The following is a 21,891-nucleotide window of genomic DNA, read 5'->3' on the forward strand; positions in this document are numbered from 1 at the left end:
AAGCTATCTGAGAGAATTCAGTACCGGACTGCCCTTTTGCGATCATGATTGTTACGCCCTCTATTCCGGTCGCTGGATGTCGAGAGTTGGGCAATCAAAGCCCTCAGCTGGCGTGGAAGACTATCGCTAGTGCGAGCGGGCGAACCATGAGCCAACTCGCAACGCGGGCCGCCGGCATGAGCGAAAGAGCGCCGATTGCCAAGTGCGACGGAGTGATCGCTCCCGGTCTTGCAAGCCCCAGACCATTGGCGCCCGTAGGAGAAGCGTGTCGCGCCGTCGGTTCAAGATCGATAAGATGCATCGGGTTAGCAGTTCGAAAAACGCGTCACCTAATATGCAGTCCGCTCGTGATTCAGGGATGCGCCTGGCGTATGCCAGGACTGGTTTCGATCTGCATCTATCGCCGACAAGTGCTTGCTGGCCGGCTTAGAGCGGACCTTTAGAAACGCACGCACACACACTCTCTCTCGACGTGCGGCATCGATCAACGGCCAACAAAGTAATTTCAGTATCCAGGCAAGCGACCGATCGATATTGCGACGCAAACGTTGCGGTGCAAAATCGAGGCCCATCGCGTCGCTGAGATTCTCATTTTGCAATTCGTGTCGCAAATTGCATCTCAGTCCGTTGCGACCCAAGCCTTGCGACGCCTCTGCCTTCGCTCATTTTCCCACTCACCCAATCAGAAATCACTTGGCTGGGCCCCCAAGACGCGCTGGCACGCCCATTGCAAAGCTCCTGGACACAACAACGCCGACTGCTCCGTCTGGGGCGAGCCGCGAAAAGAACGAGGGAAGGGGATGCTCAGCTGAAGGCGCGCTTCATGCGGGATGGAACAATTGCGATCGGGGGCCGCTGGGTCCGAAGATCGTCCCTGATCATCCCCGGAGTGCTCCGCAGTCATCCTAGACCCTTGCCGATATCAAACGTCCGGTCGCGCGAGCGACCGCGAGGTGGCCCGTAACGCACGGGTAAGCACTGCCCGGCCCGTCGAGGTCCTGGGCAGGCGGAATATCGAAGTGGTCTCTGACCCGATCAGGAGGATAGACTAGATGTCTGGAACGTTAACGCTCAACAAGATCACCGCCCAGCGCGGCATTTCCGTCGGTGAGGCTGCAAAGAAGATTGCAGACCTCGGGTGGAATCCTTCCTACGTCCAGGAAGCGATGACCTTCCCCACGGACTACAAAATCGCGAAGGCGCCGAAGGATCCGATGAAGCAGGTCCTTCGCTCTTACTTCCCGATGCAGGAAGAAAAGGACAACCGCGTCTATGGCGCGCTCGATGCTGCCCTGCGCGGCGACATGTTCCGCAACGTCGAGCCGCGATGGGTCGAGTGGATGAAGCTGTTCCTCGCGATCATTCCGTTCCCCGAAATCTCCGCTGCGCGGTCCATGGCCATGGTCGGACGCCTTGCGCCCGGCGAAGATCTCCGCACTGGCTTCACCATGCAGATGGTCGACGAGTTTCGTCACTCGACGATCCAGATGAACCTGAAGAAATGGTACATGGAGAATTACATCGATCCGGCCGGGTTCGACATCACCGAAGAGGCGTTCGGCAAGTGCTACGCCACCACTATCGGCCGTCAGTTCGGTGAAGGCTTCATCACCGGTGACGCGATCACGTCAGCAAACGTTTACCTGACCGTGGTTGCCGAGACCGCGTTCACCAATACGCTGTTCGTCGCGATGCCGTCGGAAGCCGCCCGCAACGGCGACTATGCGCTGCCAACCGTCTTCCTCTCGGTTCAGTCGGACGAGAGCCGCCATATCGGCAACGGCCACTCGATGCTGATGTCGATGCTGAAGGAGCCGGAGAACCATCTGCTGCTCGAGCGCGACATGCGGTATGCATTCTGGCAGAACCACGCCATTGTCGACGCGGCGATCGGGACGTTCATCGAATACGGTACCACCAACCGCGACAAGAACAAGGAATCCTACGCGGAGATGTGGCACCGCTGGATCTTCGAGGATTACTATCGGACCTACATGCTGCCGCTCGAGAAGTACGGCATCAAGATCCATCATGACGACGTTCAGACCGCCTGGAAACGGCTGACCGAGAAGCACTACGTCCACAAGGTCGCGCAGTTCTTTGCGGTCGGCTGGTCGGCGAACTTCTGGCGCATCGAGGCCCAGACCGACAAGGACTTCGAGTGGTTCGAGCACAAGTACCCGGGCTGGTATGCTCAGTTCGGCGAGTTCTGGAAGTGGTACGAGAAGCTATCGCATCGCGGCCAGACCAACATCCTCTTCAACAGCGATGTCGGCTATGTCTATCCGCATCGTTGCTGGTCGTGCCTGGTGCCTTGCCTGATCCGAGAGGATATCGTCACTGACGAGATCGATGGCAAGCTCTACACGTTCGCCCATGAGATCGATCGCTGGACGGCGGTTGAAGCTTTCGCCGGCGAATATCAGGGTCGTCCGACCCCAGCGATGGGGCGGTTCAGCGGCCGTCGCGAGTGGGAAAGCGTCTATCACAATGTGGATATCGCCGACGCCATCAAGGATCTGGGCTTCGTGCGTACGGACGGCAAGACCCTGGTCGCCCAGCCGCACCTGCGCTTCGACGAGAAGGAAATGTGGACGCTCGACGATGTCCGCGGCCACATCCTCAAGAGCCCGCTGCTCACCCTACGGGAGATGAGCCCAGCCGACCGAGAGGCGCATCTCGCTGACTATCGCAAGGGATTCACCATCAATCCCTGCAACTAAGCGAAGCGGAAGGAGCCGGCTCTGGCTGGCTCCTTCCCGCCACACTGACCAAATCTGCAAGCCTTGGTTTGAGGAGGCCCCTATGGGCGCGCCCGCTAATGTCGTTCGCCTGCAACCGGTAGGCATAGAATTCGAGGTCGAGGAGAACGAAACCGTTCTCGACGCCGCGTTCCGCCAGGGCATCGCGCTGCCGCACGGTTGCAAGGAGGGACAATGCTCGGCGTGCAAATGCGTGCTCACCGGCGGTGATGTAGAGCTGAAGAAATACTCAACCTTTGCCCTCAACGAAATGGAGCGTGGTCAGGATTACATCCTGCTGTGCCGAACCTTGGCCTACTCGGATCTTGAGGTGGAGCTCCTCAACTACGACGAGGAGGTGCTCTCGAAGTCGATCCCGGTCAAGGACTTCACCGGCACAGTGACGAGCATCTCCGCGCTGACCCATGACATTCGGCGGCTCGAAATCTCGCTGGAGCAACCTCTGAAGTTCTGGGCGGGTCAATATGTCGACATCACGCTCTCGGGGGCAGAGACGATTACGCGCTCGTTTTCCATGGCAAATTCGCCGGGCGAAAGCCAAAAACTCGCATTCATCATCAAGAAGTACCCGAACGGACGCTTCTCCTCCCGGCTCGACGGAGACCTCGCCGTCGGAACCAAGGTCGGGATCAAGGGACCTTACGGCACCTGCTTCAGACGAGAAAACAAAACCGGAGCCATGATCCTGGTTGGCGGCGGCTCGGGAATGTCGCCGCTGTGGTCGATCCTGCACGATCACCTCAACTCCGGCGAAGTGCGTCCCGTACATTTCTTCTACGGGGCTCGCACGCAAAACGACCTGTTTTATCTCGATCGCTTCGCCAGACTGTCCGAGAAGCATCCTGAGTTCAAGTTCGTGCCGGTACTTTCTCATTCGGCCGACGACGCGACTTGGCACGGCGAAAAAGGTTTCGTGCACGAGGCGGTCGGAGCACACCTGCGCAGCTCGGGCTATGGCGAAGACGTCGACGTTTATGCCTGCGGGCCATCGCCGATGATCGAAGCACTGACACCAGTTTTGCAGATGAATGATGTCGAATCGGACCGCGTCTTCTTCGACAAGTTCACACCGGCCACCAACTGAGACGTTCTGCGTGTCGACCTAGCGAATGCAAAGCCACCAATGGGAGGAGAGAGACTATGACTGCCGTTCCAAGTGTTTCAGTCGGATCCGGCGCAGCCGGCGCTGCAATATTTCCTGACTCGGACAGCCGCAAGTACCGCTATTTCGAGCCACGCAGCAAGCGGGCCACGCACTACGAGGACGTGACCGTTGACGTGCAGCCCGATCCGGAGCGCTATCTGCTGCAGGACTGGATCATCTCTTTCCCGAACGGGAAGGGCGCCTATACCAAGGACAACACGGCGGCGCTGAGCTCGAACTGGCATGCCTTCCGTGCTCCGGACCAGGAATGGGAGCGCACGCATTACCAGCGACAGTCCAAGATCGAGGCGATGGTTCAGGCGGTGATCGCCAACGGCCGCAAGTCCGGCGCGCCGAAGTCGTTCGACAAGGCGTGGATCAAGATCCTGCAGAATCATCTTGGTGCGTGGAAACACGTCGAGTTCGGGCTCGGCACTTCGCTGATGCAGGCTCAGCGCTACGGCTACACCCAGATGATCAACAACGCGACGCTGACCAATTCGTCCTACAAGCTCCGCCTCGCCCAGGATATCACGCTCTATTTGGCCGAGATCGGAATGGATATTCCGGGCTTCGACGACGCAGCCGGCAAGCACACCTGGCTCGAGGACAAGGGTTGGCAGGGCACCCGGGAAGCGATCGAGTCGATCATGGGCTCGGCCGATTACCTCGAGCAGTACTTTGCCACCAACATCGTGTTCGAGCCGCTCGTCGGCGAGCTGTTCCGCAGCGGCTTCCTCATGCAGGCGGCCTCGTCGAATGGCGACTTCATCACGCCGCCTGTCATCTCGGCGGCGGAGGCCGACTATGAGCGCAATCTCGCGAATACGATCGACCTGATGCATCTGCTGGTCACCGACAATCAGCACGCAGCTCACAACAAGAAGCTGTTCCAGGGCTGGGTGAACAAGCATGTGGCGCTCGCGAACAAGGCGGCAGCAGGTCTGCAGCCGATCTGGTCGCAGCCGCATTCGAAGCCGGTGCAGTACGCCGACGCCCGCGCGCAGTCGGTCGAACGCATCAAGAAGATTCTCGGCGAACTCGGCCTCACCCTTCCCAAGGAGTAAGTTGCAATGTCCGTTGCTTCCAGATCTGCGACCAACCAGAACATCTTCCAGAAGATGGGAGACCTCCGTTTCGAGCAAACGATTTCGCACCAGTGCGGCGTCACGATGAACGACAGCGTCGAGGCACGCGCCATCGCCGAATTTATGGGGAAGAAGCCGAACGTGACCGTGACCTATCAGCCGGCCCTGATCCGCATCGACGGAGAGGGCAAGCTGATCTTCAAGATGGATGAAATCAGCGAGATCCTCGGGAAGGAAATGACGGCCGAGATATTCGAAGTGAATACCTCGACCCACTACGGTCGAATGGTGCGTATCGATGACAATACGGTGACGCTGTTCGGCAACATGGACGAAGTCTTCGAATACATCGAGTGAACGAAGGCCTCCCTCGTGACTGGGCGGAGCCGCTTTTCGAGGATTGCGGCTCCACCACTTTCCCGCGCCGTCGGTGACGGATTTGTCGAAAAACACGTAGAAAACTTGGAGAGATTGTCATGTTCATAACCCCCACCGGCGAAGAAGTCTTCGTCATCGATGGTCACACGCACTTCTGGGACGGTAGCCCGGCGAACCAACTCAACATCCATGGCAAGCAGTTCATTGACTGCTTTTACGCCTACCACACCTCGCTGAGCCCGTCCGACAAGCTCTGGCCGAAGGAGCAGTTCGAAAAATACAGCGCCGAGCAGATGTATCGCGATCTGTTCGTCGATGGCCCGGACGACATGGCCATCGTGCAGTCGACCTACCTGACGGAATTCTACAAGAACGGCTTCAACACCATCGACCGCAACGCCGAGATGGCGAAGAAGTACAAGGATCGCTTCATCGTCAATGGCGCGTTCGATCCGCGCGATGGCGAGCGGGCGCTTGAATACATTCACTACATGAAGGAGACGTTCGGTATCAAGGGCGTCAAGCTCTATACGGCGGAGTGGAAGGGCGACTCGCGCGGCTGGAAGCTCACCGACCCCAATGCCTATCGGTGCTTCGAACTTTGCGAGAAGCTTGGTATCAAGAACATTCACGTCCACAAGGGGCCGACGATCATCCCGCTGGACAAGGATGCGTTCGACGTTCACGACGTGGATCACGCGGCGACCGACTTCCAGGGCCTCAATTTCATCATCGAGCATTGTGGCTTGCCGCGGCTTGACGATTTCTGCTGGATCGCGGTTCAGGAGACCAATGTCTACGGTGGCCTGGCGGTGGCGTTGCCGTTCATCCATGGCCGCCCGCGCTATTTCGCCGAAGTGATCAGCGAACTGCTGTTCTGGGTCGGCGAAGACAAGCTTCTGTTCGGCAGCGACTACGCAATCTGGACGCCCCGCTGGTTGGTCGAAAAGTTCTGGAACTTCGAGCTGCCGGAGGATCTGAAGCAGGAGCACGGCGTCGATCTCACCCCGCAGGCGAAAAAGAAGATCCTGGGCCTCAACGCCGCGCGCCTCTATGGCGTCGACGTCGAAGCACAGAAGGCGAAGCTTGGGAAAACAGCTCACGCGATCGCGGCGGAGTGAGGAGGATGGACGAGGTCCTTCCACATCGCGACCGAAGAACCAGCGAGGTGTGGACGCGCCTCGCAACGGTCACGGATCCTGAACTGGACGAGTCCGTGACCGACCTCGGGTTCGTCGAGCGCGTCACTGTTCATGACGATGGCGGAGTCGACATCGTCTTTCGCCTGCCGACCTACTGGTGTTCGGCGAACTTCGCGTTCCTCATGGCGGACGACATGCGTCAGGCGGTGTCGGCGTTGCCGTGGGTTCGCGAAGCGCGACCGCAGCTCCGGGATCACATGGTCGCCCAGGAGATCAATCGTGGCGTCAGCGAGGGGAAGTCATTCGCCGAAGCACTCAAGGACTTTGCGCCTGGAGGATCTCTTGACGACTTGCGCGAGAAATTCCGCCGGAAGGCGTTCGAGCGGCGCCAGGAGTTCATGATGCTGGCGTTGCGCGGCCTGGGTTATGAGGATTCGGCGATCTGCCGGATGACCTTAGGCGCCTACGACGAGGTCGACTTCGGGCCGGGAGAAGTCGCGCGCCAGAAGCTGCGCTACCGTGAGCTCCTGGTTGAACGGCATCTGGCCAATCTCCCCGACGATCGCGCCTTCGTCACTTACGAGGGCTTCGCCATCAGACGTCACGAGCTGGTCTCGTATCTCCAGCGGTTGCGGGGGGTACGGATCAATATGGAGTTCAACAGCTCGTTGTGCAGGGGCCTTCTAGCCGCCCGCTATCGCGAATTCGATGGTGGTAGTCCGGAACGGGCATCCACCTGCGGTGCATGTGGCAGCGGTTGTGCCGGCTCGACCATCAAACTGGCGGCAGCCGCCGAAAAACATACCATCGCGCCCGCGTGAGACGCGTCTACGACTGCCGACAATGGAGCGGTCAGCAAGTCCGCCCGACCTGACAAACACGAGACCACTGGGGAGTAAACGCAAATGCCAAAAGTCCTGCTGCATGACATAGAGGCCCGTCGCGCCCTTGCGCGTGGAGTCCAGAAGCTCGCCGCTGCCGTCGAATCGACCCTTGGTCCGAAGGGCATGAACGCGATGGTCGACAGGCCGATCGGTACGCCGATCGTGTCACGCGATGGCGTCACCATCGCGTCCGAAATCGAACTGCCCGATCGCTTCGAGAACATGGGCGCCCAGGTGGTGCGCGAGGTCTCGATGCAGACCAACGAAGTCGCGGGGGACGGTACGACGACGGCGATGGTGCTTGCAAACGGTCTCATTCAAGGAGGGGTTGCTGCCCTGGAGCGCGGTGCCAAGGCTGTGGATCTCTGCAAAGGTATCGACCGGGCCGTCGAGGTCGTCGTCGAGACCCTGAAGAGCGCGGCAATTGCCGTCTCTGACCGCAAGACGCTCCAGGCGGTAGCGACGATTGCGTCGACCGATGCACATCTCGGCGGGCTGATTGCGGAGGCCGTGGAGCGCGTCGGCAAGGATGGCATCATCAGTTCCGATTACGGGCTGACGACGAATACGACGCTCGAGGTCGTCGAAGGCATGTCGTTCGACCGTGGTTACATTTCACACCATATGGTGACCGATGTCGAGAAGATGGAGGTGGTGCTCGATCAGCCCTACATTCTTCTGACGGATCTGAAAATTAGGACGCCAGGCGAGCTGTCGGCGGTGCGCGCAGCGGTCGCTTCGACCGGGCGGCCGCTTGTCATCGTCGCGGAAGAGATAGCGCCAGAAGTCGTGCCGACGCTGCTTGGCGACGGCAACCGCGGCAGGGTGCTGGTCGTCAATCCGCCCGACTATGGTCACTGGCGTAAGGCCATGATGGACGACCTCGCCATCATAACGGGGGGACGAGTGATCGCTCGCGAGCTTGGCGGCAGGCTGGAAGAGGCCGGCCTTGCCGATCTCGGCACCGCCCGCCAAGTTCGGGCCAGTGCCCGCGAAACGGTGATCATCCGCGGCGGGGGCGACAATGCGGCGATCGCAGCGCGGCGCCAGCAGGTCGGCAAGCAATACGATCTGGCACCACCGAACATCGAACAGGACAAGCTCAAGGAGCGGCTGGCGAAGCTCTCAGGTGGCACTGCCGTGATCTTCGCGGGGGGCGTCACGCCGGTCGAGCAAAAGCGTACGATCCAGTTGATCGACGATGCGCTCAGTGCGGCACGTGCCGCAGCCGAAGAGGGCATCGTGCCGGGTGGTGGCACCGCATTGGCACAATGCGCGCCGGTGGTCGCCCGCACGCTCGGCAACATCAATGGCGACCTGGGCGAGGGCATCAAACTAGTACGCGAGACACTGTCCCGTCCCGCCGCGTTCATTGCCCGGAACGCGGGCCACGATGCGGCAAAGGTCGTGGCCGACTTGCAGGGCGCGCCGGCGGGCGTCGGCTTCGACGCTGCCAACGGCAAGTTCCTCGACATGGTCTCGGCCGGCATCGTCGACCCGGTGCGAGTGACATATACGGCGCTTCGGAACGCGGCTTCCGTGGCCACGCTAGTGCTGACCACAAACACGCTGGTTGCAGACGTGCCGGAGTACATCGATCCGACACAGGGACCAGCGCTGGGCGGCGGGGCAGAGAAGCTTGGGCGCGCATGAGGCATGCGTATGCGGTCCGTATTCCGCCGCGCCGGATCCGGCGAGCGCGATACCGTGGCCGGATACTCGGATCAATTGCCGACCTGAGCGTGCGGAGACGGGCGGATCAACCGCCACGGCATCGAAATCGTCATCAAGGAGGGGAAATCATGCGTAAGTATGTTGCGGAATTCATCGGCACGTTCGCACTCGTGTTCTTCGGCTGCGCGACCGTGATCTTCATGCGGACCGAGGTCGGGTTGTTGGGCGTGGCGTTCGCATTCGGCCTGTCGGTGGTCGCGATGGCCTATTCGATAGGGCATATCTCTGGCGCGCACCTCAACCCGGCCGTCAGCCTCGGCGTGCTCGTCGCCGGCCGCATGTCGCCGCGGGATTTCTCCGGCTACATCGTCGCGCAGTTCATGGGCGGAATCGCGGCCGCAGCCGTGCTGTATCTGATCGCGGAAGGGAAGGTCGGAGGCTACGACGTTGCGGCGAACGGTTTTGCCCAGAATGGCTGGGGTCAGTATGGTGTGCTCTCCGCGTTCGTGTTCGAGGCCGCAGCAACTTTTCTGTTCCTGACGGTGATCCTTGGTGCAACGCAAAAGGGTGCGGCGTCGATCTACGCGGGTTTGGTGATCGGTCTCACCCTGGTTGCGATTCATCTCGCCGGCATCGCCGTATCGGGCGCATCGGTCAATCCGGCGCGCTCGTTCGGCCCCGCATTGTTCGCCGGCCCTGATGCGCTATCGCAGGTGTGGCTCTATTTCGTGGCGCCGTGCGTCGGCGCCGCAGTGTCCGGTTACGCGTTCAAGGCCGGCGTGACGCGCGAGATGGTGGCGACAGCTTGAGCTCCGCGATCGCGTGATTGGACGGTGACAATGATCTAGAACGGGCTACAATCTTGAAAGCTCCGGCATGCGCCGAAGGAGGCGGTACAACAAGCCCCCACGGCCATCCGACTGATCGGGTGAGGAGGAGACCATGGTCCACATCATTTCAAAGCGCGATGGCCCGCACCGCGAGGAGGCCGCGGCGAAGGACTTCATTCAGAAGAACCGCACGAAGATCGACGCGGTCGCCAATCATCTGACCGGTGGGCGCTGGCAGGAGTTGCGCAATCCCACGCCTCCTCCTCAGCCCCAGCCATCAGGCAAGCTGTGGTACACGCCGCCGGGCCGTCCGAGAGAGGCGGAACCCTACGTGCGGATCAGCCTCAACGGCCGTGTCGTGATCGCAGATCTCGCGTCGGGACGGCAACTCCATTTTGTCGGCGAATTGCGTGGAAAGGGCCAATCGCGATACTTCGCCTTGGCAACGCGGGAGAACGGGCTCTTCGATCCGCTCGATGAGGGAATCCGGAAAGTCCTCGCCGATCTTGAGGGGGCGAGCGTGCCCGACGAGACGTCCGAGCAGCGCCTGGAACAAGTCATCGCGGGCCGTCTCGGCTTGGATGCCGTCGCCAAAAGGGCCGAATGATCTCCGTGAGCCGGGCCTGTGGGGGTGACGATCCCGATCAGGCCTGGTTCAGGTCGTTTCTGCCGATCGGGTTGTTTGCCAACTTACGTATGGTGCTCCAATGCTGACGGAAACGCTCATGGCTAAGCCGCCGTTTTCCCTGGAAGGTTACAAGGTTCCGGGCGTCACGGATGGCGAGCAGGGGCAGCCATATGATGAGCGAGAGACCAATAGGGCGTGGGAAGACTTCCTGACGTCCGGCGACCTCAGGCGCGAGAATTCGCTGGTGCGCGGTATCATTGAGGAATCATGGCAGCGCAGCGTCAAGTCCGGGGTCAATGCGCATTGCAAGGGCAGCAACCTCGTGGCCTCGCCGGATGATCTCTACGAGCTGCGTCTGAAGAACGATGACTTGCTGGGTTCGAGCGCTCAGACCTTTCGCCGCGTCGCGGAAGTGCTCGGCGACGCCGCGACCATGCTGGTCATCACCGACAGGAACGGCGTCGTGCTCGATGTTGGCGGCGATCAGCGGACGATTGATGCAGGGCACGATATTCGCCTCGAGGTTGGCGCTGCCTGGGGTGAGACGGTGACCGGCACTAACGGCATCGGCACTGCGCTCATCACGGGAAAACCGGTCCATGTCCATGCTGCCGAGCATTTTTCCGAAGGCATCAAAGCCTGGACTTGCGTCGGTAGCCCCATTCGCAGCCCTATCGACGGCAGCATCATCGGCATCATTGATTTTTCTGGACCTCAGGCGATCTTTCACCGGCACAACGTCGCACTGGCGGTGATTGCGGCCAATCACATCGAGCTCGCGCTCTCGGAAAAGATCCGCCTTGAAAGAATACGGCTGCTCGAGGCGAGCATTTCGCGGATGCCGGGAACGGGCAGCAGCGACGGAGTCGTGATTCTCGACCGGTTCGGCAGGGTTGTTCATCACAATGACATGGCGTCGGTTCGCTGGCGACGGATCGCGCAGTCCGGCGACTTGAGCATCGGAAATCGGATTCTACCGAGCAGCGATGGTCGTTTGGCTCAAGACCTGGCCAATGGGCTGCCGGAGGAATTGCGCGAACAGCGGATTGAGCCATTGCTCGTCGACGGTATTGTGAAGGGGGCAATGCTCGTGCTCGCATCGAGGCCGCGGATAAATTCCGCGGCGTCCCAAGTTTCGCCGATAGCGCGCGCAGCCCTCATGTCGGCGAAGGAAGCGATTATCGGATGCAGCGAAGCATTGCAGGATGTGGTCGAAAAGGTTGAACGCGCGGCACTCGGCCGGACGGCTATTCTGCTCGAGGGCGAGACGGGAGTTGGCAAGGAGCTGTTTGCTCGTCTCGTTCACGCTGCCAGCCAGAAGACCGGCAAGGAGCCTTTCGTCGCCTTCAATTGCGGTGCGGTCTCGAAAGAGCTTCTTGGCGGTGAGCTGTTCGGACATGCGCCGGGCGCCTACACCGGCGCCACGCGAGAGGGGAAGCCCGGCCGCTTTGAATTTGCCAATGGTGGCGTGCTCAGCCTCGACGAGATCGGCGAGATGCCGCTGGATCTTCAGCCGTACCTGCTCCGCGTGCTGGAAGAGCGTGCGGTGTACCGCCTTGGCGACAACAAGCCGCGTCCGGTAGACGTCCGGCTCGTAGCGTCCACCAATCGGAATTTAAAGCAGGAAGTGGTGGAGGGACGTTTCCGTAAGGACCTCTATTTCCGGATCGGCGTCGTCAAGATCACCATTCCGCCGCTCCGGGAGCGCCTGGGCGACGTCGAAATCCTGATCGACCACTTCAATCGACAATTCGCGGACACCTATAGCACCCAACCGCTGCGCTTCGAGGCAGCTACGATGGAATTGTTGCGGCGCTATAGCTGGCCCGGGAATGTCCGCGAACTGCGCAACCTGATTGAGAACCTCGTGCTGATGACGCTCACCGGCGTGGTTACGCCCAGGGACTTGCCCGAGGATTTCGTGGAGGCGGAGGCTCCGCCACCCTCGATGCCCTTGCCAACGGGGCATGGTTCGACGCCGGCAGGTGACGAGATCGCGCGCTTCGACGACATGGAGCGTCGCGCCATCGAGAGGGCCGTCGCAAACGCTGGCGGCAACATTGCGGCCGCCGCCGAGAAGCTGGGGCTTTCGCGGGCCACGCTGTATCGCAAATTGCATCAGTATCGTTCGCGGAACTGAGGACGGGATCTGGCATGGCGACGCTCTGGGACGGGCGGAAGGAGGGCGAGGAGCCTGCTGCCGCGGTGCTCGCGTCACAGATCCTTTCGCGTGCGGACCGCGACGTAACGTTCATGGTGCACCTGGTTGGCGAAAGCCAAAATCTGCTGGTTAGGCATTTTGTAGTGTTCATCGAGACCGAACTTGCGAAGCGCGGCATCAGCTATGGCGTGCATCCGCTATTGCGTCCATTCATCGAAACGCATGCACGCGAACTGACGGACTTCGTCTTGCAAGGCATCGGTTTGCGGCATCAGTTCGGTCTGCGGGCGCTCGAGACCCTGGCCGGCGATCCATCGCGGTTGTTGAGGGTCGATCTATGGGACTCGCTGCAATGTCACATCAATGATGCGCAGCGACACTTTGTATCGGGTGTGGGCGGCTTGCAGCGGATCCTGCTCCAGATCGAGAACGGTGCATGAGTGCCGGTCCCCTGATCGTTGTCGAATTGCTGACCCGGCGGCTGCAGGTCGTTCAGGAGATATCGGCCGTTCAATCGCGCAACCTGCTCAACTGTCACCTTAGCGGCGGCGCCGAATTTGAGATTCAGGGCATCGAGCAAGAGATCGCGACCATCGGTGCCTCGCATGAACTGGCCAAGGCGCTCGCCGATGCGCGTGAGCGCTTTCGGATGGCAAATGCCGAAATGGCAGAATGTAACGCTCAATGCGCCGCGCTGGAGCAACGCCTTGAAGAACTAGACAGGCGGATTGCCGCCGGTAGATGAGACTACCCGAACGTGAGGCGACCGATGGATACGATGGAAGCAGAGAGCGCGACGCTCTATGAATTGCTTGGGCGGCATTGGACGGTGGGTACGGCCGTTACGAATACGGTCTTCGATCCTGCGGGACAGGGTGTAGCGTTCGCGCTCGCCGATGGCGCGCTGGCGATAGCTCCGTTGACTGACGTCGAGCCGGCGCAAGATCGCTGTCGCGTGGCGCTCGATGGGGGCCGGACGACGATTTCACCGCGACGGAAGCCGGTGCCGCCATTGACGAAAGTGATCATCAGCGATGGCCCGCCCCATCTTACTGCACTCGGGACCTCGGACTTTGTTGCCACGGATCACGGCCGACTGCTTCGTGTGTCGGCGTCCGGCGTCACGCGTGTGGTGTCGAGCCACGAGGCGCCTATCGATCTCATTGCCCCGGTACCGGCGGGAGGCATCCTGACAGCTTCGGGCGGATCAATCATATTTTACGATTCCAATGGCGAAGTCGCCTGGCTGCAAGAGCGGGTCGGAGGGCGTGCGTCGGCACTGGCTGTATCGCCGGACGGCCGGCGCTTTGCGATTGCAGCCGACGGTCGTCTGCTCGTCCGGAGCTTCGGGCCACGACCCGAGCCCTCCGCCTCATTTGAATTGGGCTCAGTCTCGGCCTTGTCGTGGAGCCCCGATGGCAGCTGGTTGGCCGTGTCAGCCGGCAAGACAGGCATTGTTCTGGTGCGTCTTGCCGATGCGCGAACCGTCCGGATTCCGACCTATCCCGCAACCGTTGCCTCTCTTTCGTGGAGCGCGGACTCCCGCGTCCTTGTTACGAGTGGGGCCTATCGGATGATCGCATGGGACGTTTCAAGCCTTGATAGCGAAAGCGATCAGCCAACGAACCTCGCTACGGGTCGCGCCCGGTTCGTCCTCGTCGAGACGGTGGATATTCACCCAGAGCGTCGCCTGGTTGCGGCAGGTTATGCCGACGGCATGGTCGCGGTCGCGAGGATCGGACAATCCGACGAATTGGTCGTCAGGTCGCCTGGTAGAGGCGCCGTCCAGACCCTGCGTTGGTCTGGCGATGGCCAGCATCTTGCATTCGGAACAAGCGACGGGGAAGCGGCGATCGTGACGTTTCCTCCGTACATTTTCAAATAGTTGACCCGGTGCCACGCCAGAGAGCGTTGCCAGCATCATCAGGAGACAAAGTTATGACAGCCACTCGATCGCTCAACGAAGCCGAAAGCAAGGATCAATTCTTTCAGGAGTTGGCGGAACTCTCGGAGCGCATGATCGCTGCGCATGGAAAGGAATTTTCGATGGGCGCTTTGGTGCTGGCCGCGAGGTTCATCGCTGAAAACAAGCCCTTCGAGCGAAGCGCAGCAACGCAGGGCTTCTGCTGAAGGTGAAAGTTATAGTGGGCTATTAAGGGGGACGATGTGTTAAAGAGACTTTTTAGGGACGATGAACCTTCCTGCGGGCGTTCTGCGCTTCAATGCCCTGTTTGGGGCTTCCGGTCAGCTCGATCTGAAGGTTTGTCCAGTTTGATCCGGTCGTTCACACTCTGTTGAGTGTTGGACCATCCGTGCCGACGCTAGACCCAGATCCATCTCGTTAGCGCATTCGTGCTCGGCATTGAGCTTCCTGGCTCGCCCTCATCTTTATTGTAGTTGAATGGCAGGCGTATTCGGGCGAATGATACGAGCGAGCCGGTTCAAGAGGGACATGGTTTTTTCGATCGCGACGCAGGATTAAGTTGTTGGAATATCAAGGCTATCGCGTTTCCGTGGCGTCTAGTGGATTGGAGCGAGAATTTAAGTTTTTCAACTGGTTAGAGGTCGGCGTGTGCGCCACGTGTGCACCGGGAGATCAAGAAAAATCCAAAGACGGCAAGCATGGGCGGCCTCTCATTGGAGCGATGTAATCCCCTGAAGATGGGACGATCTTGAGAATGAACTCGCAAGGGCCGGGCATTCGTGCTCGCCACGAGCAGCGCTCTTCGCTAGGAAGGGCCTCTGCTAATTGCGTACAAGCAGAGCGGCAGCTGTTGGCGCGAAGCGGCTTATTAATGCAGGATCGGGAAGGTGCGACACGACTGAGATTGATTACCGCGTATTCACCAAACAGAGGTTGTTCGTAAATCCTCAAACGGCCGTTCTAACGATCGGGACCACGCGCCGTGCTTAGAATCGGAGTCATCTCGGATACACACGGGATCCTGCGTCCCGAAGCCGAGCAACGGCTGGCCGGGGTGGCCCATATCATCCATGCCGGTGACATCGGCCGCCCTGAAGTCATCGACAGACTCCGCCGGATTGCGCCTGTTATCGCAATAAGGGGGAACGTCGATAACGGGCCGTGGGCGGAAAATTATCCTGATACAGAGACGGTCAGGCTTGGCGACCACTCGATCTATATCGTTCATGACATCCACGACCTGCAACTCGACCCGGCGGCCTGTGGGATCAACGTGGTTATTTCTGGCCATTCGCATCGGCCGCTGATTGAGACAACGAGTGGGGTGCTCTATCTCAATCCTGGAAGTGCTGGGCCACGCCGTTTCAACCTGCCTATCACGCTGGCGACGTTGGATTTGACCGCAAGCGGTCCCAAGGGTCTGCTTCATCATTTGATCGATAGTGGATAAGTGCAGTCAGGCGCGCCGTCGGCACCCGGATCCCAGTTCCGGGCCAGAATGAATCCACCGCGATGCCGGATTTGAGCCGCATTGCGACCCAGGTCGCGGCCAAAGGTCGTGCCGGGGCGGGGCGCAACACCGGGGTTTCCATGTCCGGTCATTTGCGATTTTGCTTCACCGCTTGTCTCCTTTTGGCAGCTCTCTCTACATCGCCTGCGTCTTCGAATCCCTTCGCCGACTTGTTCAATGCGTCTCCCGAACAAGCCACTGCGCCCGCTCCTGCCGCAGAGGGGTGCCTCTCGCAACCCGGCAAGTCGACGGCCGATGGCCAGCACTGGGTCTATCGTTTCGACGGCAACCGCAAATGCTGGTTCCACGCCGCCGAGGGGATCGCGACGGTGAAGAAGCCGGTTCATCGTCACGCCGCGAAGCATCATGGAGCCACTCGCGAGGAGAACGCGACCGCGCTGCGCAAGCGGAAGGCGATCCTGGATGCACGTGCGGAGCTACTGCGCTCCGCGCCGGCGGAAGCGCCCCACCCGACGCCGCCCGCGCCCGAGCTCCAGGTGGCGGATGCCGCTCCCGTCTCCGCCATGGCGGCCGCGGCGCTCGTGCCGCCGGCACCCATCGTCGCCAAGCCCGCGAGCGATCGGCTCACGCCCGACCATCCGACGCCACGCCAAGTCGACGTGGAGACGCTTCTGGCGGCCGCTCCGGCGGCCAGCGACGCGGTTACCGCCTCCGTGCCTCCCACGACCCCGGTCGCCGTTCTCATCGCCGAGGCGGGCGACGGCGGGAGAGGGTGGACGGCAACCTGGCTCGGCGTGCTGCTGATGGTGCTGGGGCTCGTCTCCCTCTTAAGCTCGAGCCGGACCGTTCGGGGGGCAGTGCTGGTTGGGCGATTTCTCGATGCGAGGACGGATTTGGCGGCCATCGCGGACGATTGATTCCGCAACCGCCGCCATGACGCCCGTCCTGACCGCGATTTCATCCTCAACAGGGCGTGAGCCCCAGGCGAAAGTTCTGCGGGAGTAGCCTCGTGGTGGCAGGATCGCTATCGTGATCTGATCTCAATGACCGCCTCCTTTCGTCAGCGGAGCGCGAGCATTCGGCAACGCGCCGGCATCGTACCGCCGGCGAATGCGCCCGGCAGGCGCTTCACCGCGAGATCAGACGATGAAAGAGGCTATCGATCCATCGCCTTCGCGTCGCCAAGTGTTGCGACTGGCAGCCATGGTGACGGCGTGTGCCGTGGCTGCGAAGGCCCCGAGTGCCGCGGCGCCTCTCAAGGGAGAGGCCAACGACTCCTACGCTTCCGCTGATGGCGTCGCGACCTTCGAGAGCGTTTGGCAGACCGTGCGCGATCGCTTTTACGATCCGCGCCACAACGGACTGGACTGGCCGGAGGTTCGGGAGAGATATCTTCCAGACGTTCAGCGGGCAGCTTCCCTAGACTCTCTGGCGCGCGTCATCAATGCCATGCTGTCTGAGCTGCACGCTTCGCACACGCGTTTTTATACGCCGGATGAGCCGGAATATTATCAACTTGCAGACATCTTTGCCGGCGCACTGCGACGCCGGGGGCTGCACCCTGCGTTTCCAGACGGCCGCATTTCGTACCCCGGCATCGGTATCATTTCAGGCTACGAAGGGACTGGTCGCAACGCGATCACTGGCGTCATCGATGGAACGCCGGCACAGGAGGCCGGCCTCCGTGCCGGTGACGAAATCATTGCGGCTGACGGGACCGCATTTGAGCCGGTCGGGTCCTTCCAAGGGAAGGTTGGCAAAGCCGTTGTCTTGGAGGTCCATCGGGGCGCCTCGGTGCTGCAAATCCCGGTGGTGCCGGTCGACCTCGAGCCCACCAAAATGTTCCTGCGTGGGTTGGAGTCGAGCGCGCGGATTATTGAGTCCAACGGACGACGCATCGGCTATGTGCATGTTTGGTGCTACGCCGGCTCCATCTACCAACGCGCTCTTGAAGCCCTGCTGTCGCAAGGGGCGCTCAAAGACGCGGATGCGCTGATCTGGGATTTGCGGGATGGCTGGGGCGGCGCGCGACCCGAATACCTCGACCTGTTTAACGCCCGGGCGCCCACAATGCAGGTCACCGACAAAAGCGGCAGGAGCGAATTCGTGAATGTGAAATGGCGCAAGCCCGTTGCGATGCTCATCAACGGCGGTACGCGCAGCGGCAAGGAGGTGCTTGCCTATGGCTTCAAAAAGTACAGGTTGGGCGAGCTCATCGGTACCCGGACAGAGGGCGCGGTCCTTGCCGCCACCGCATTTCTCATCGGAAGCGGTTTGCTGCTGCTCGCAGTCGAAGATGTCCTGGTCGATGGCGAGCGCCTGGAGGGCGTGGGCGTGACGCCGACGATCGAGGTCCCGGCAGGCGCGGCCTCCGCCGGGGCAGACGACCCCCAAATGAGCCGTGCTGTCGCGGTTTTGTCCGGGGCCTGATCCCGGCGTCATGTTCATTCCAGAGCGGAGGCAACGCGAAAGTGGTGATCGGAAGTGCTGCTCGGTCGCCGGCACCCTTAGCGCACCCTGAGCGCGTGACGTCAGGACGATCCAGCCTCTTGATGCAGCTCGGCCCCACGCATCAAGCGGCGGGCGACGTCGGCTGTCTGCAGCGCCGCGCGTTCCGTCGGGAAATGGGCCGCCAAATAGCGGCCAACCGCGATGAGGATGTGCCGGCCCTCGGCCGTGTCGCCCCAGGCGCCGAACTGCCGGGCTCCCGCCTCCAGCATCTGATACGCATGGAAGCCGGCATCTTCGCGCAGCACCGCGTGTACGAGCGTGGTGATCAGCGCGCGCGGCGAATGGCCGAGCGTGAGATGCCGTGCCACCAGGCGCGCGGCGAGATCGACCTGTCTCTGTCGGTCGAAGGCGTCGAGCAATGCGGCGCTGATCGTCTCTGGATCCGCAGGCAGATCATCGAGCCGTTCGCCGCCGTTGCCCGGGATACGCGCCGGCGGCACATTGAGATAGCGAGCAAGGTAGAGCGCCATCGCTCCATGCAACACGCCCCGGACGGCTGTGCCTTGAGTGTCGATGTCGGCCGTCCCGATGCGCCTCAGCATCTGGTGCACGGCGTTGGCGTGGGTGAAGACGTGATGCGCCGTCTCCCAGTCGGCGTGCTCGTTGGCATTGCCGAAGCGCGCCACCCGGAGCGCTGCCGCGTACGCAAGGGATTGGCCAAGATCCGCAGGCGCGGCACCGGCGCGGATCGCCGCCTTGAGCGCGTCAACGATCCCAGCCGGATCGTCACCGAGCAGCTCCTGAGCAAGGGCAGCGTGGCCCGACCAGTCCCGCACGCCGGGTCCGGCAGCGAACAGGTCCGCAAGTTCGCTGGTTGATCCCTCGCACAACGCGACAAGGTCAACGGGCTGGCGCCAGGCCGTCGATTCCTCGGCGCCACGGGCCGCTACCAGCTGACCGACGACAGTTGGTAGCAGAGCCGCCGCGTGTTGCCAGCCGACCAGGTCGAGGCACTCGAACGCCTTGTTGATGAAGTCGAGCGAGTGCCCGGTGTCGGCGAACGCCCGCTCGGTCGCGGCGGCGAACAGGGCATCGGCGAGTTCAGCCGGCGAGAAGCCGGTCGCAATCGCCGTGATCAGGGTGCGTTCGGCCGCCTCCCTATGGCGCACGTGTGTCCAACACCGTAGCCAGCGTTTGAGCGCGGCCGCATCCGGCCGGCTTCCAAGCGGTGCACGTTCCCGCCGCGGCGCCTCGCCGTCGCAGTCCGCCGCCACGCGGCGTGCGCCATGAAAGAGGGCGAGATAGGCCTCCTCCTCCGGCAGCACAGGCAGGAGATTGGCGAGTGCCGTCAGGATGGTAAGACCGACGCCCCAGCCGTCGCGATTTTGCGCCCCGAACAGCGCTGCCTGCCGGACGATCTCGGCCCGCGGCACGCCGGCCGCAACCTGACCATGCACGGCCTTGGCAATGACGAGGCCAAGGTCATGGGCGAGGCCGTTCGCAAGCCGCTGATGCCAGTGCGCGGCGAGATCGGCTTGCGTGAATGTGGTCTTCACCCAGACGCCACCATTGCGCACCTCGACCGGGCAGATCGGCACGTCGTCCGCCCACAAGTCGAAGGTGCAGCCGCTTTCGAGCTCGAAGCGAGCGTGGTGCCAGTGACAGGTCAAGATGCCGTCTTCGACGCTGCCGCGCTCGAGCGGGAAGCCCATGTGCGGGCACCGATTGTCGAGCGCGAAGACGCGCCCGCGGTCGTAGATGACCAGGATCGGACGATGGTCACCACGCACAACGAGCCGTCCCTTGAGCTTCAGCTCCTCAAGGCTGCCCGCCAGCGCAAATTCCTTGCTGGGCGCGTCCACGAGCTTACCTCCCATTGTCGTTTTGGGGGCGCTGCAGGTACTCCATCACATAGGCAGTCTCTCGCGCAAAGGCGAGAGCGCAGGCGAGCTCACACCACGGTCATCTCGCGCCTGAGATCGGAAGCGAAGATGGCCTTCGGGATCAGGGCGTGAACGCCGCGCACGATGTCCACCACCTGCGTCACGCGGAAGCTCGTGGCGATGCTGCACAGGGCGTAGGCGTCGAGCTCGCTGATCTTCGCCCGCGTCGCCAGAAACTTGATTGCATTGCGCGCCGCAAGCGTCATCGCCGCGTTCAGGTCCTTGTCGAGTCCCATGACGATCCAGTGTGTATCTGTTTCCGCCACCGGCCAGGCCAGGTTCTTCTGCTTGTGCAGGATGATCTGGATGCGCAGCTCTTTCAGCCGCGTCTCCAGCGCGGTGAGGGAAATCTCGCCGTCCCCCTGCACCGCGTGGCTGTCGCCCGTATAGATGAGGGCGCCCGGCTTCCACACCGGGATGTAGAGCGTCGAGCCTTCGGACAGCTCGCTGAGATCGAGATTGCCGGCGTGCGGGCCCGGAGGCACCGAGCTGGTCACGCCGGGGCTCAAGGGCGGGAAATAGCCGTCGGGCGGCGCAACGCCCAAGGTGCCCTGGAACGGCTTCAATGGGATGCTGATGTTGGGCATAAACTTGCCCGTCATGGCGCCGAGGTCGAGATCGACATACTTGATCTGCCCCTGCGCGTAGTCCTGCGGAAGCAGGCCCGTGCCGAGCGCCCCCGGGTTGTTGAACACCGCGCCCCATTCGTAGGGTCGGATCGACTGGTACCGGACTTCCAGCACGTCGCCCGGTTGGGCGCCAGCCACAGCGATCGGTCCGATGATCGAATGTGGCCCCCGGCCCGGATTGCTCACGCGCAGCTGCGCCAGGGTATCGACCGGCACTCCCGGCTGCATTTCATTCAGGAAGTGCGACCAAGTATCGGGGAAGCTGATGATGTCGCCCGACTCGATGGTGAGAATGGGTGGCAGGGTGGCGTCGAATACCCCGAGCCGAACCGTTTCTCTGGTCGAGGGAACCACGTGTACGCGACCGTCGGGCTGGGAAAGGCGCATAGGCCCGGCGCCGGACTCCTGCGCAAGGCTCGTGAACCACGGCTCGACAGCAGCGAGCACACCCATGAAGCTACTCGCTTGCAGGAACTTCCGCCGCCAGCGGCCACGGGTCGACAAATAGCCATCAAAAGTGCCCTGATCGACGTGGTCCATATGGAGGAGGCGATCGGAGGCGCGATCGTCAAAGGCAGCGTCCTTAATATCCTCGCGGATGATACCCGTTCCCTTCTCCTCGCCGCAGCCGAAGAGGTTGGCGCAGGCGTGATGGTGATCGTGAGCGTGTTGGTGCGCGTGCTCGAGTTCTGACATGATGATCCTCGCAATAGAGCCCCTCGCGACATCGATCAATTCGTGCTCGCCATTACGAAGTTATCGTCTTCGTCTCCCTGACCGAC

At 61.5% G+C, this 21,891-nt stretch carries 19 protein-coding genes; 17 read left to right on the top strand and 2 right to left on the bottom strand.

Going from position 1 to position 21,891, the window contains the following annotated elements:
- Window positions 1–1,052: 1,052 nt before the first annotated feature.
- From AXW67_RS07905 to AXW67_RS07985, 17 genes are all read left to right on the top strand, one after another.
- Complete coding sequence (locus AXW67_RS07905; RefSeq protein WP_063677407.1) at window positions 1,053–2,723, top strand: aromatic/alkene/methane monooxygenase hydroxylase/oxygenase subunit alpha; 1,671 nt, start codon at window positions 1,053–1,055, stop codon at window positions 2,721–2,723.
- Window positions 2,724–2,805: 82 nt separating this feature from the next.
- A complete protein-coding gene (locus AXW67_RS07910) occupies window positions 2,806–3,846 on the top strand; it encodes a 2Fe-2S iron-sulfur cluster-binding protein (protein WP_063677408.1) in 1,041 nt (346 codons plus the stop codon).
- Between the two features lie 56 nt (window positions 3,847–3,902).
- Window positions 3,903–4,973: an aromatic/alkene monooxygenase hydroxylase subunit beta gene (locus AXW67_RS07915; RefSeq protein ID WP_063677409.1), complete on the top strand. Its 1,071-nt coding sequence runs from the start codon at window positions 3,903–3,905 to the stop codon at window positions 4,971–4,973.
- Window positions 4,974–4,979: 6 nt separating this feature from the next.
- The gene (locus tag AXW67_RS07920) at window positions 4,980–5,351 is read left to right on the top strand and encodes an MmoB/DmpM family protein (protein ID WP_027550986.1); all 372 of its coding nucleotides are present in this window, start codon (window positions 4,980–4,982) and stop codon (window positions 5,349–5,351) included.
- Window positions 5,352–5,470: 119 nt separating this feature from the next.
- Window positions 5,471–6,493, top strand: a complete 1,023-nt coding sequence (locus AXW67_RS07925) for an amidohydrolase family protein (RefSeq protein ID WP_063677410.1) — start codon at window positions 5,471–5,473, stop codon at window positions 6,491–6,493.
- Window positions 6,494–6,498: 5 nt separating this feature from the next.
- Complete coding sequence (locus AXW67_RS07930; RefSeq protein WP_063677411.1) at window positions 6,499–7,335, top strand: metal-sulfur cluster assembly factor; 837 nt, start codon at window positions 6,499–6,501, stop codon at window positions 7,333–7,335.
- A gap of 84 nt (window positions 7,336–7,419) precedes the next feature.
- A complete protein-coding gene (groEL, locus tag AXW67_RS07935) occupies window positions 7,420–9,051 on the top strand; it encodes a molecular chaperone GroEL (RefSeq protein ID WP_063677412.1) in 1,632 nt (543 codons plus the stop codon).
- Window positions 9,052–9,200: 149 nt separating this feature from the next.
- Window positions 9,201–9,881 (top strand): MIP family channel protein, encoded by a 681-nt coding sequence (locus AXW67_RS07940; protein ID WP_063677413.1) that lies wholly within the window; start codon window positions 9,201–9,203, stop codon window positions 9,879–9,881.
- Between the two features lie 133 nt (window positions 9,882–10,014).
- Window positions 10,015–10,509 carry a hypothetical protein gene (locus AXW67_RS07945; protein ID WP_063677414.1) on the top strand — a complete coding sequence of 165 codons (495 nt, stop codon included), beginning with the start codon at window positions 10,015–10,017 and terminating at the stop codon, window positions 10,507–10,509.
- A gap of 118 nt (window positions 10,510–10,627) precedes the next feature.
- Window positions 10,628–12,670 carry a sigma-54-dependent Fis family transcriptional regulator gene (locus AXW67_RS07950; protein WP_245315464.1) on the top strand — a complete coding sequence of 681 codons (2,043 nt, stop codon included), beginning with the start codon at window positions 10,628–10,630 and terminating at the stop codon, window positions 12,668–12,670.
- Between the two features lie 14 nt (window positions 12,671–12,684).
- Complete coding sequence (locus AXW67_RS07955; protein WP_063677416.1) at window positions 12,685–13,131, top strand: hypothetical protein; 447 nt, start codon at window positions 12,685–12,687, stop codon at window positions 13,129–13,131.
- Complete coding sequence (locus AXW67_RS07960) at window positions 13,128–13,436, top strand: hypothetical protein (RefSeq protein ID WP_063677417.1); 309 nt, start codon at window positions 13,128–13,130, stop codon at window positions 13,434–13,436. Before AXW67_RS07955 ends, AXW67_RS07960 begins: the two co-directional genes overlap by 4 nt.
- Before the next feature lie 24 nt (window positions 13,437–13,460).
- Window positions 13,461–14,576, top strand: a complete 1,116-nt coding sequence (locus AXW67_RS07965) for a WD40 repeat domain-containing protein (protein ID WP_063677418.1) — start codon at window positions 13,461–13,463, stop codon at window positions 14,574–14,576.
- A 26-nt stretch (window positions 14,577–14,602) separates the two neighbouring features.
- Entirely contained in the window at window positions 14,603–14,821 is a 219-nt protein-coding gene (locus tag AXW67_RS07970) for a hypothetical protein (protein ID WP_245315466.1), read from the top strand.
- A gap of 776 nt (window positions 14,822–15,597) precedes the next feature.
- On the top strand, window positions 15,598–16,065 hold the full coding sequence (locus AXW67_RS07975) for a metallophosphoesterase family protein (protein WP_063677420.1): 468 nt from the start codon (window positions 15,598–15,600) through the stop codon (window positions 16,063–16,065).
- 71 nt (window positions 16,066–16,136) lie between these two features.
- The gene (locus AXW67_RS07980; RefSeq protein ID WP_245315468.1) at window positions 16,137–17,003 is read left to right on the top strand and encodes a hypothetical protein; all 867 of its coding nucleotides are present in this window, start codon (window positions 16,137–16,139) and stop codon (window positions 17,001–17,003) included.
- A 229-nt stretch (window positions 17,004–17,232) separates the two neighbouring features.
- Window positions 17,233–18,516: a S41 family peptidase gene (locus tag AXW67_RS07985; RefSeq protein ID WP_161491239.1), complete on the top strand. Its 1,284-nt coding sequence runs from the start codon at window positions 17,233–17,235 to the stop codon at window positions 18,514–18,516.
- Between the two features lie 101 nt (window positions 18,517–18,617).
- Here the strand turns inward: AXW67_RS07985 and AXW67_RS07990 are convergent, their stop codons facing one another.
- Both AXW67_RS07990 and AXW67_RS07995 read right to left on the bottom strand, forming a co-directional pair.
- Complete coding sequence (locus AXW67_RS07990; RefSeq protein ID WP_245315470.1) at window positions 18,618–20,399, bottom strand: Rieske (2Fe-2S) protein; 1,782 nt, start codon at window positions 20,397–20,399, stop codon at window positions 18,618–18,620.
- A gap of 89 nt (window positions 20,400–20,488) precedes the next feature.
- Complete coding sequence (locus AXW67_RS07995; RefSeq protein ID WP_145927480.1) at window positions 20,489–21,844, bottom strand: acetamidase/formamidase family protein; 1,356 nt, start codon at window positions 21,842–21,844, stop codon at window positions 20,489–20,491.
- Window positions 21,845–21,891 lie beyond the last annotated feature (47 nt).

This window comes from Bradyrhizobium neotropicale (assembly GCF_001641695.1).
GTDB lineage: Bacteria > Pseudomonadota > Alphaproteobacteria > Rhizobiales > Xanthobacteraceae > Bradyrhizobium > Bradyrhizobium neotropicale.